11 protein-coding genes are annotated in these 11,252 nt (G+C 60.1%); 10 read left to right on the plus strand and 1 reads right to left on the minus strand.

All coding sequences use genetic code 11. The features are described 5' to 3' along the window. Positions 1–11 precede the first annotated feature (11 nt). The 7 genes from C8C92_RS13490 to C8C92_RS13520 all read left to right on the plus strand — a co-directional run bounded on the left by C8C92_RS13490 (position 12) and on the right by C8C92_RS13520 (position 6,666). Positions 12–1,547, plus strand: a complete 1,536-nt coding sequence (locus tag C8C92_RS13490) for an MFS transporter (RefSeq protein WP_243420196.1) — start codon at positions 12–14, stop codon at positions 1,545–1,547. A gap of 47 nt (positions 1,548–1,594) precedes the next feature. After that, positions 1,595–2,389, plus strand: coding sequence for a hypothetical protein (locus C8C92_RS13495; protein ID WP_099764071.1), 795 nt, complete (start codon positions 1,595–1,597; stop codon positions 2,387–2,389). Between the two features lie 157 nt (positions 2,390–2,546). Then, positions 2,547–3,092 carry a DUF1579 domain-containing protein gene (locus C8C92_RS13500; protein WP_207780999.1) on the plus strand — a complete coding sequence of 182 codons (546 nt, stop codon included), beginning with the start codon at positions 2,547–2,549 and terminating at the stop codon, positions 3,090–3,092. A gap of 162 nt (positions 3,093–3,254) precedes the next feature. Further along, positions 3,255–4,562, plus strand: coding sequence for an FAD-binding oxidoreductase (locus C8C92_RS13505; protein ID WP_243420197.1), 1,308 nt, complete (start codon positions 3,255–3,257; stop codon positions 4,560–4,562). Between the two features lie 329 nt (positions 4,563–4,891). Further along, positions 4,892–5,839: an alpha/beta hydrolase gene (locus tag C8C92_RS13510; protein WP_116744202.1), complete on the plus strand. Its 948-nt coding sequence runs from the start codon at positions 4,892–4,894 to the stop codon at positions 5,837–5,839. A gap of 103 nt (positions 5,840–5,942) precedes the next feature. Next, positions 5,943–6,212 (plus strand): hypothetical protein, encoded by a 270-nt coding sequence (locus C8C92_RS13515; protein ID WP_116744203.1) that lies wholly within the window; start codon positions 5,943–5,945, stop codon positions 6,210–6,212. A gap of 43 nt (positions 6,213–6,255) precedes the next feature. Next, entirely contained in the window at positions 6,256–6,666 is a 411-nt protein-coding gene (locus C8C92_RS13520; RefSeq protein WP_116744204.1) for a GNAT family N-acetyltransferase, read from the plus strand. A gap of 54 nt (positions 6,667–6,720) precedes the next feature. On the opposite strand, the gene C8C92_RS13525 is transcribed toward C8C92_RS13520, so the two are convergent. Next, positions 6,721–7,782 (minus strand): nitronate monooxygenase, encoded by a 1,062-nt coding sequence (locus C8C92_RS13525; protein ID WP_116744205.1) that lies wholly within the window; start codon positions 7,780–7,782, stop codon positions 6,721–6,723. An 87-nt stretch (positions 7,783–7,869) separates the two neighbouring features. Between C8C92_RS13525 and C8C92_RS13530 the strand changes: the two genes are divergently transcribed. The 3 genes from C8C92_RS13530 to C8C92_RS13540 all read left to right on the plus strand — a co-directional run bounded on the left by C8C92_RS13530 (position 7,870) and on the right by C8C92_RS13540 (position 11,208). Beyond that, a complete protein-coding gene (locus C8C92_RS13530; RefSeq protein WP_099764616.1) occupies positions 7,870–8,742 on the plus strand; it encodes a LysR family transcriptional regulator in 873 nt (290 codons plus the stop codon). Positions 8,743–9,245: 503 nt separating this feature from the next. Continuing rightward, entirely contained in the window at positions 9,246–10,097 is an 852-nt protein-coding gene (locus tag C8C92_RS13535) for a tail fiber protein (protein WP_243420198.1), read from the plus strand. 166 nt (positions 10,098–10,263) lie between these two features. After that, entirely contained in the window at positions 10,264–11,208 is a 945-nt protein-coding gene (locus tag C8C92_RS13540; RefSeq protein WP_243420199.1) for a tetratricopeptide repeat protein, read from the plus strand. The last annotated feature ends 44 nt before the right edge of the window (positions 11,209–11,252 follow it).

Raw genomic sequence — 11,252 nt, forward strand, 5'->3', positions numbered from 1 at the left:
ACGCGCGCTCCATGACTACCGACATCAAGGCTTCGATGCTACCGACTACTTCGCAACAAAATGTACTGACCCTGGCCGCCGTGTGCCTGGCTTCGCTCATGTTCGGCCTGGAAATTTCCAGCGTGCCCGTCATCTTGCCCACCCTGGAAACGGAGCTGCATGGCGACTTCAAGGACTTGCAATGGATCATGAACGCCTACACCCTGGCGTGCACCACCGTGCTGATGGCCAAGGGCACCCTGGCCGACCGCTACGGCCGCAAGCGCCTGCTGCTGGCCAGCCTGGCGCTGTTCGGCCTCAGTTCGCTCGTGTGCGGCTGGGCCGGCAGCACTGGCGTGCTGATCGCCGCGCGCGCGCTGCAGGGTGCGGCCGGCGGCGCCATGCTGATTTGCCAGGTGGCCGTGTTGTCGCAGCAATTCCCGTCCGGCGCCGCGCGGGGCCGGGCATTTGGCGCCTGGGGCATCGTGTTTGGCCTGGGCCTGGGCTTCGGCCCCATCATTGGCGCGGCCATCGTCGCACTATCCAGCTGGCAATGGGTATTCCTTGTGCACGGGCCGCTGGCCGTCGTTACCCTGCTGCTGGCGGGCCTGGGCGTGACGGAATCGCGCGATCCGCAGCGGCGCAAGCTGGACGTGGCCGGCATCGCCACCTTGTCGCTGGCCGTGTTCAGCCTGGCGTGGTGCATCACGCAGGGGCCGGCGCTGGGTCTCGCCGACCCGCGCACCGTGGCCAGCCTGGCCGTGGCGCTGGCCGGTTTTGCCGCGTTTGCCGTCATCGAACGGCGCCAGCCTGAACCAATGATCGATTTCAGTGTATTTCGCATCCGCCGTTTCTCGGGTGCGCTGCTCGGTTCGGCGGGCATGAACTGCAGTTTCTGGCCGCTCATGATTTATCTGCCCCTGTACGTGCAGCATGGCCTCGGCTACAGCAGCCTGGGCACGGGCCTGACCCTGCTGGCCTACACCTTGCCCACCTTGCTCATGCCGCCGCTGGCCGAGCGGCTGGCGCTGCTCTACCGGGCCGATGCGGTCATTCCCGCCGGCTTGCTGGCCATCGGCGCAGGTTTTTTGCTGATGCTGTGGGGCAGCCATGCGGACGCCGCCAGCTGGCTGACGATCTTGCCCGGCTGCCTGCTGGCGGGCACGGGCCTGGGGCTGACCAACACGCCCGTCACCAACACGACGACGGCCGCCGTGCCCGGCGAGCGGGCCGGCATGGCGTCGGGCATCGACATCAGCGCGCGCATGATCAGCCTGTCCATCAATATCGCGCTGATGGGCTTTATCCTCGTCGAAGCCATCCAGTCCACCTTGCGCCAGCATGTGCCTGCCGGGATTGATGCGGCTGCGCTGCGCGCCATGGCGGAGGGCTTGTCAGCAGGCAAGGGCGCCGGCGCGCTGCCGGCCGGCGTGGCGAAGCTGGCGCTGGCACAGGGATTCGGTGCCGTGATGCTGTACGGCGGCATAGCCGCCTGCCTGTTCGCCGTGGCCAGCTGGCTGGTGTTTGGTGCCAGGCGGGAGGGTGCGCTTGGGGCAGGGAGGCTATAATCTGGGCACGTTGACAAGTCTTGCTCAACGTCATTACGAGGCCGCCCATGCATAAACTGATTTCCGAACTCACCCGCCTGTACCTGTTCGAGGAACAGCAGCACTACGTCGATGCGCAGGGCGGCGCGCAGCCTTTGATGCCGGCCGTGCTGGCGCGCCATCTGTCGGGCGAGCAGACGGTGGCCGTACAACTCGTGACCAGTAGCGGCCTGACGCGCGCGCTGGTGCTGGAGTTTGGCGGCAAGGGCGGCGGCGAAGCGCACTGGAGCGCGCTGTGCACGATCGCCAATGCCGTGCAGCATGAGCTGGACTTGCCGGCGCCCGCCGTCAGCATCTCGGGTACGGCATTCCAGCTGTGGCTGTCGCTGGCCACGCCCGTGCCCGTCGCCCAGGCGCGCCAGTTCGTGCAGCTGCTGCGCTCGACCTTTTTACCTGTCTCGACCGACATCCTCGCCACCGCGCCGCCAGACTATGTGGAGCAGGTGGCGCTGCCGCCATGTTTGCAGCCGTCGGGCAAGTGGGCCGCCTTCATCCACCCTAGCATGGGCGCCGCCTTCGTCGACGAACCGGGCCTGGACATGCCGCCGCCGCCAGCCGCCCAGCTGGGTTTCCTGGAAAGTTTGCGCAGCATCAATCCGGCCCAGTTCGCGCAGGCGCTGGCGAAATTGCAGGGACATGCGGGGCTGGCTGTCGCCGTGCCCGCTCCCGTCGTCGCCGCATTGCCAGTGGCAACGTCCGCCACTGCGCCGGGCTTGCTGCTGCAGGACGCCACGCTGGAAGACATCGTGCGCTGGCTGCATGCGCGCAATATCGAGCCGACTTTGCGGCACAGGTTGCCGTAACGGGGCGATTGCAGATGTTGGCGGCAGGCGGCCAGTAGCGGACATTTTATGTATTTTTCTTGCCAGCAATTTGCTATTCTCTACGGCCGCGCTGGCCCATGTCGGCAATGCAGAGTCAGGCCGAGCAGCGTCCTATATTAATTCCAGGAAACCATCAATGCACTTGCCCGCCGAGAAAAACGCCCCCCGAGATTTTGATTTTATCATCGGCGATTGGCTGGTGAAACATCGCCGGCTCAATTCCAGATTCACCAATTGCAAGGAATGGACGGAGTTTGACGGGCTCTCTTCGACCGTCAAGACGCTGGGTGGCTTTGGGAATCTGGAGGACAACGTTCTCTATTTCCCGGAAGGTAGCTTCCGCGCCCTTGCACTGCGCTCGTTCTGTACGAAATCCGACAGCTGGTCGATCTGGTGGCTCGATGCACGCAATCCGACGACGCTCGATGTCCCTGTTGTTGGAAAATTCTCCAATCACATCGGCGTATTTTTTGCAGATGACCTACTCGATGGCCAGGCAATCAAAGTACGCTTTACCTGGACTGCCACCCCTGGGGAAAATCCCCGTTGGGATCAGGCTTTTTCCAAGGACCAAGGAAAAACATGGGAAACGAACTGGATGATGGATTTCGTGCGCGCCACACAGGAAATCAACGACGGCAAGCGGCCAAGAGCGGACCTGGACTTCAGTAAAGCAAGATAAGATGTAGTGATTGCTTTTGAGAATTACTGAATCACTATTAAAGTTGGATTATGCCGCATGCCATACCCACGCCGTAAATTCATTGCTCATGCCCTCGCTGGCGTAGGCTTGTTGACACTTGGCCCCCGAGTAGCTGCGGCTGCCGATATCCCGATACCAAACGTGACCGGCCTGTACACCATCAAGGTTGCCCGCGTCGTCGCGCCCACGTCGACTGCGGAAGTGTCAAGGGAGGTGCGGGACTGGCCCGGCAAAGTGGCCGTCGGGGGCGGCCGCTACAGCATGGGTGGGCAGGTTGCGGTCCGGGGCGGCTTGCATCTGGACATGCGTGGCATGAATAAGTTGGTCAGTCTTGACCCGGCTGCAAGGGTCGTGCGGATACAGGCAGGCATGCGCTGGCGTGATCTCCAGGAGATTCTCGACAAGCTCAACCTTGCTGTAAAAACGATGCAAAGCTATGCCAATTTCACGGCAGGGGGAACCGTGTCGGTGAATGGCCACGGGCGGTATGTGGGCAACGGCCCGGTGGGCAATTCGGTGCGGGCACTACAAATCGTCCTTGCGGACGGCGCTATCACGGAGGCGTCCCGTACGCTGAACTACGACCTGTTTCGTGCTGCCATCGGTGGATATGGTGCAGTGGGCGTCATCACCGAAGTCGAACTCGACCTGGCTGAAAATACCAGGATGGAGCGGATCGTGGAGACGGTAGCGCTCGAATCCTACCCTCAATTCTTTGAGCGCTCGGTCAAGGGCAGCCAAAACTGCATCCTCCACAATGCCGACCTGTTGCCGCCGGCCTTCGACGCGCCGGTGGCCGTGTCGTGGCGTACAACCACCAAAAATCTGACAGAGCCAGCAAGACTGGTCGCGCGCGGCCAGTCATATGCACTGAATCAGAACGTCATCTTTGTCATGACCGAGTTCCCGTTGGGTGATCTGCTGCGCCGCAAAGTCCTTCACCCGCTCCTCTTGGCGAAGCCAGCGGTAGTTTGGCGCAATCACGAAGCCAGCCGGGACGTCGCGGAGCTGGAATCGAGGACCCGCGCGATGTCAACTTACGTGCTGCAGGAGTACTTCATTCCGGTGCGACATTTTGTCGCTTTTGCGCGCGCGATGGCAGTGGTCATCGACAAACACGCTGCGGAGGTGCTCAACGTATCGGTTCGGCACTCCGATGCCGACCCCGTGACGTTGCTACCATGGGCCAAAGAAGAAGTGTTTTCGTTCGTGGTGTACTACAAGCAGCGAACCTTTGAAGGCGCGCAGCGCCGCGTGGGTGAGTGGACGCGTGAGCTGATTGACACTGCGCTCAAGTTCGGGGGGCGGTATTACCTTCCGTACCAGCTTCACGCGACGAAAGAGCAGTTCGCCCAGGCCTATCCGGAGGCCGATGAGCTGCGCGCCTTGAAGCAGCGCGTCGACCCGCATGGCAACTTTTCGAATGAGCTGTGGGGAAAGTACCTGTAGGCCCCTAAACGGGCCGCAGGGATTCGAACCGTATCATCTGCACGCTGGCGGGCAATCGGTCGATTGGAGACTGGTGAACGTCCGCTTTGGGGCTATTGTGTTAAAAATGTCGAGCGGCAATAATTTCGGGATGGCTCGGACCTCCAATCGGTCTGTGATCGTTCAATAGCGGCGGTTCTGGCCAGTCGAGGCTGACAGGTTTTCTATCTAAACTTCAACGTACCCGCGTTTTTCAACACAATAGGCCAGAAGCAGTCAGTCAGATAGAATGGCTGACTCTGATTTCGGCATCAAATTTTGTCGGCTCACCATGTCTGGAATGAAATTCTGTGAAATATCTTCTCAGTATTATTGCGGTGCTTGCTTATACGAATGTGCACGCTGCTGCATGGCAGCCTGCCAGCGGACAGCAGCAATTGCCGATCTGGCCTGGAGCGATACCTGACGCGAAAGCAGCCGCTGGACCGGAAGACGAGGTGACGTTGCGGGAAGATCGGCTCATCGCAGGACGGCCCTGGCTGGAACTGGAAAACGTCACGCGGCCGACGATGACAATTTACTCGCCAAAGGGAAGGAACACGGGCGCTGCCGTTATCGTTTTTCCCGGCGGAGGCTATTCGGCGCTGGCCATCGACCTGGAAGGAACGGAAGTTTGTGACTGGCTGACATCGATTGGTGTTACGTGCGTGCTGTTGAAATATCGTGTCCCCGGATCAGGTCCCCACTGGGACAAAATCCGTAATGTCCGTGTCATTCCCAAGACGCATACGGCGTTGCAAGATGCACAGAGAGCGTTGGGCCTCGTTCGCCATCATGCCGTTGACTGGAAAATTGACCCGAAGAAGATTGGCGTGCTGGGGTTTTCTGCAGGTGGCCACCTGGTCGCGTCAATCAGTACGCATCATCAACGGATCTATGCGCCGGTTGACAAGGCAGACGAGGAAAGTTGTCGTCCCGATTTTGCAGTGTCTGTTTATCCTGGCCATATGTCGGTCAACTATAAACATGACCTTTCAAAGTTGAACCCAAGCATTGAAGTGACCAGTCAAACACCTCCGACCTTCCTGCTGCATGCGCAAGACGATCCGGTAGACCCGGTAGAGTTTTCTCTTCTTTATTATGCGGCCCTGAAGAATGCAAATGTACCCGTGGAGATGCATTTGTTCGCCGAGGGAGGGCACGCGTTTGGACTCCGTCCTACCAAGTTTCCAATCACGCAGTGGCCCACGTTGCTTGAAACGTGGCTGGGTACGATGGGAATGATACCCAGGAAATGACAATGCAACACAGTTGGAAAGACCAACAATTCACCAATTTATCCTTTTCAACCTGGAACGGCAATATTGCAGTGTGATATAGCCAGAATGCGAACCTGAATACATGAAGATTGAAATTCGACGCGCCGAGTTCACGGAACGCCAGATAGTCAGAAACCTGATAGAACTGTATCAGCATGATTTTTTCATGACGATGTTCCCGGCCAAATGGGAGGTTTGTGTCATTGAAGAAAATCCTGCTGCGCGGAAATTTTGGGAAACACTCATCAATACAGCCTGGCCGGGCAGACATCAGTTAGCCGTTCTGGACAATGAACAATGGCGGGGGCCGATATTCTCGGTCGACACGCACGTCACAGCGCCACTGGTTTAAATCGAGTCAACTTCCAGCGAAACCGCATCATGCAATCTGTCCTATGAATATCAGCTACACATCCGATCAGCCATGCGCCGAGGCGTTCAAGGCACTGTACGACACGACTGGCTGGGGGCCGGTATCACGCGGGACCGCGTTCTATCAAGATGCACTTGACGGCTCCTGGTGTTCGCGATCCGCTTATTTTGGCGGCCAACTTGTTGGTTTTGTGCGTGTCATTTCCGATGGCCGCTTGCACGCGTTTGTTACCGAGATGATTGTTCACCCCGAATTTCAGCATCAGGGAATCGGAGCGGCTTTGCTCAGTTCCATTCTTGATGATTGTCGCGACGCTGGCATTGCAGATGTTCAGCTTTTCAGCGCCAAAGGCAAGTCGATATTCTACGAAAAACTGGGATTTTCCTCGCGACCGGAAGATGCGCCCGGCATGCAATTGAAGGCAGCCACCTGAGTACACTGCGGCCGCAGCGTCGAGCCAGATCTCTGTCTGGCCGGCATGCTGACTTCAAGCCGCCATTTCCCTGGCCAAAGTCAACACCAGTTCCTCCGCCCCCATTTCCCGCGCCAGCGGCGCGCCCTGGCCGGCCCATTGCGCGGCAAATTCGCTGTCGCCGTGCTGGCTAGCTGCCGCGTTCAATTGTTTTGCGGCATCGTAGGCGACGGGGTAATCGGCTGGCGGAGGGCTGCCCGGCGCTTCGCCATGCTCGATCAGACGGTTTACCATGCCGCGCGCCAGGCGGCCGGAGAGGACGCTGGTCAAGCGGGTGGATGCCGCCCGTTCGTTTTTCAGGTTGGCGCGGTAGCTGGCATTGGCCGACGATTCCGGGCACAGCACGAACGCCGTGCCCAGCTGGGCGGCCACGGCGCCCAGGTCCAGCGCGGCGCGGATACCTTGTCCATCCATGATGCCGCCGGCGGCGATCAGGGGTAGCGTGGTGCGGCCCGCCAGCAGGCGCAGCAGCACGCTGGTGCTGTGGCGCTCGTCCGGCGCTTGCGGATCGAAGACACCGCGATGCCCGCCCGCTTCCACGCCTTGCGCCACGATGGCGTCGACCCCCGCCTGTTCGATTAGGGCCGCCTCGCGCAGATTGGTGGCCGTGGCCATGGTGTAGATGCCGGCCTGGCGCAGGGCGGCGATTTTCTCCGTCGCAGGCAAGCCGAAATGAAAGCTGACGACGGCGGGGCGCTGCTCCAGCAACAGGGCGAATGCCGCTTCATCACCGAGAAAACTTTGATATATCTCATCGAGCTGCGTTGGCACGGGTGCGCCCAGCTCCACAAACAGGGGCACCAGATGCGCCAGCCAGGCCGCTTCGCGCCGCGCATCCCTGACCGCCGGCGCATGGCAAAACACATTGATATTGAAGGGCTTGTCCGTCAGCGCACGCGTATCCATGATCATCTGGCGCGCCTGCGCCACGCTGCCGGCGCCAATGCCCAGAGACCCCAGGCCGCCCGCGTTCGAGACGGCGGCGGCCAGGCGTGGCGTGGAGACGCCCGCCATCGGCGCCTGGATGATGGGCAATTGCAAGCCGAGGCGGTCGAGGAAGTGCTGGGACGTGGTCATGATGTTTCCTTCATCAAGTTGAGGATGCTGCATTCAATTCTTGTTATGAGAATATAATAGCATAATCATTCTAAAAGAAAGAACATGATGGAGATGGAGTCATTGACGATTTTTTGTGCCGTGGCCAGTGAGTTGAGCGTCACCCAGGCCGCAGCCCGGCTGGGCCGCGCGCCGTCCAGCGTCACCACGCGCATCCAGCAGCTGGAAGCCGATATGGGCGCGCAACTGTTCGTGCGCACGAATAAACGCATGGCACTGACGGCGGCGGGCGAGCGCTTTCTCGAGTACGCGCAGCGCCTGCTGGCACTGGCGGAAGAGGCCAGGCATGTCGTCACGGGCGGGCGCGAAGGGGGCACTTTGCGCGTCGGCAGCATGGAAAGCACGGCGGCCAGCCGCTTGCCGGCGCTGCTGGCTGCATATCACGCCCGGTATCCGGCGACTCTGCTGGCGCTGAGCACGGGGCCATCGCGCCCCCTGATCGAGCAAGTGCGCACGGGTTTACTCGACTGTGCTTTCGTGGCCTTGCCGCCAGCTTTTGGCGGCGCCGCCGCGCTGGAGGAACTTGGCCTGGCATCGGCATCCGTGTGGCGCGAGGAATTATGTTTGCTGCTGCCGGCCAGCGAAGGGCCGGTGCGCCGCGCCGTGGACGTGCGCACGCGCTCGCTGGCGGCGTTTCCGCAGGGCTGCACCTACCGCAGCATCGCCGAAGAGATGCTGGGCGTGGCCGGCAGCACGCAGTGGCGCGTGCAGGAAATGACTTCGTATCACACCATGATCGCCTGCGTGGCGGCCGGCGCCTGCGCGACCTTGTTGCCGGCCAGTGTGCTGGCGCTGTCGGACGCGCCTGCCACCCTGAAAACACTGTCGGTTGGGCAAGCCGACACCTTGCTGGTATGGCGGGCGGGATTCGACGTGCCCGCGTTCCAGCATTTGCTGGTGCAGATAAGTAATCCCCAATAAACAAGAGCTTATTCGGACTGGATCTGCGTCGTGACATCGGGGCCTTGCCAGTAATGCCCTGATGCGGCCGGTACCAGTTGTAATGAGGGTTCCATTCCTGCGCATGTGGGCACGTTCCAGCGAGTTGTTATAAATGAAGCCGTAAGTACATTCACGCGTTTTCGTGGGTTTCAACAGAATAGAGGTAAATGACGCGAGCGGGCCAGAACCGGGACTTGCGTGTCACCAGCTGTGTTTATCGGTCCAGGTTGTCGACCGGCGTGATGATGAATTGAGTACATGATAATGCTCCGATACGCAGCGATTCTTCAAGTTCCTGCAGGCATACTTCTCGAAAATGATGTTTTAATGTAACGAGTAGCAAAATATATATATGCATGACCGTGGATTCTAAATTATTATTGGCAGCAGTTAATTTACTGATTTCTCAAATAGATCGCGGGTAAATAATTATTAAATAAATAATAATCGCCAGCGCCATACATCATATCAAGGAGAGCAAGTTGAAATCATTCGTCAGGAATCGTGTTTCTAGCGTCGCGCTGTTCGCTGGTGTGCTTGCGGCGGCCTGGAGCCCCGCCAGTTTCGCCTGCTCCGATACGCCGGTGCTGGCGAGTATTTGCGTCATGGCCGTGCCGTTCACGTTCGGTTCTTTTAATGGCCAGTTTGTGCTCGCTGCCGGGCAGGAGCTGCCGATTAATCAATATACGGCGCTGTACTCCCTGATTGGTAACACTTATGGTGCCGGCGCCAGTGCGGCGACTTTCAAGCTGCCCGACCTGCGCGGCAAGTTCGTGATCGCTGCCGACGGCGTCAATTACAACGCAGGCGCTACGGGCGGGAATAATGCCATCAGCCTGTCGACAGCCCAATTGCCGCCGCATTTGTTCACCGTGACCGCGCTTCCGGTTGCCCTGAGTGCGGTGACCGTTTCCACGGTATTGCCTACGCTGAGCACCACGGTCAATATCGCCAGCAGCGTCGCCACCGGCACGGTGTCGGACCTGAAACTGAACGTGGTCGGTGGTTCGGGCGGTGCCACTTCGCCATCGGGTAACTATCTCGGCAAGAGCACCAGCCCTCTCGTTAACGTTTATTCCAGCGGGACGCCCGATGCCGCGCTCAATGCCGGCGCCATCAGCGGCGGCAATGTGTCGGTAACGGTCCCTTCCAGTACCGGAACCGCTAGCGTGCCAGGCGGCGCAGTCATGGCAGGAGCCGTGGGCGGCACTGCGACCGTCAGCGGCAACACCAATGTCGTCGGGACGGGTGCGCTGATTGATATCAGGCCGCCGTATATCGCATTGACGTATTACATCGCGGCGCAAAATGGCCTGTATCCGAGCCGCGACTAAGACTAAGTAATGCTGATGCTGTGCTGGTCGGCAATGAGGCGCACCAGTAGCGCCTCATTGCCTGCCGGGACAGCGCCTGCGTCCGCCACTGGAGATGCTGCAGTGGCTGAGCAGGCCACCAATAACGACTTTAGCCGGGATGCTGCTTTTGCGTAATGTTGATGCAATGATCACTGCCGCGCTGTTTGCGGTCACGCTGAACACGGGCGCCGCTCCGCGCGACCTTTCTGTCGAGTTAAAACGCGCTAACAAGGCCTTGACAGCGCACGATTATGGGCTGGCGTACAAGGAGTATGCGCGCGTCGCCACCGGCAATCCTTTGGCGCAATTTAACCTGGGACTGATCGAACGCGAGGGCTGGGGACGCCCGCGCGATGCTGTCGCAGCCTGTGCCTGGTTCGGCAAGGCGGCGCAAGGCAAGACCCCGGCGGCGCAACAGTTTTTCGGCGATTGCCTGGCCGCCGGCACCGGGCGTGCCGCCGACGGCAAGGCTGCTGTGGCGTGGTATCAGAAGGCGGCGCAATCAGGCATCGCGTATGCGAACTGCTCCGCCGGTGAACTGTATATCCGTGGCCAGGTCGTCGACAAGGATGTCGCGCGCGGCCTGGCCCTGTGTGCGCAAGCGGCGCAGGCTGGCTCGGCGCCGGCCATGTTGCGCCTTGCCGACTATTACAAAGATGATCAGGATGTGCTGCAAGACCTGGCGGCTGCGCGTTACTGGTATCAACAGGCTGCCGAATACCGCATTCCTGTGGCGCAATATCGCCTCGGCGTGATGCTGGGACAGGGCGAGGGCGGCGCCGCCAACCTGGCCCTGGCCTTGTTCTGGCTCGAGCACGCGGCCTCCGACGGGTATGCGCCCGCTTATTTGCCGGTGGCCATCTTGTATGGCAACAGCGCGCCGGACCCTGCCACCGGCGCGCTGACGCCGGACAGCCTGGCAAAGATTTACATGTGGAGCCGCGCGGCCAAAGCCAGCACCAGCAAGCAGGCGGACATCGCTGAAATCGAAGGTATTGAACAACTGCTGCAGCAAGTGATGCCACCGCAGTGGAAACCCGAGCTCGATCGCCGGGTGGCCGAGCATTTGGATAAATTTACTGTTAAATAAAATCAAACACAGGCGCCGCCGTTGCTGATGCAGTTCGCCTATCA

The sequence above is a fragment of the Janthinobacterium sp. 78 genome (assembly GCF_003096775.1).
Lineage (GTDB): Bacteria > Pseudomonadota > Gammaproteobacteria > Burkholderiales > Burkholderiaceae_D > Janthinobacterium > Janthinobacterium tructae.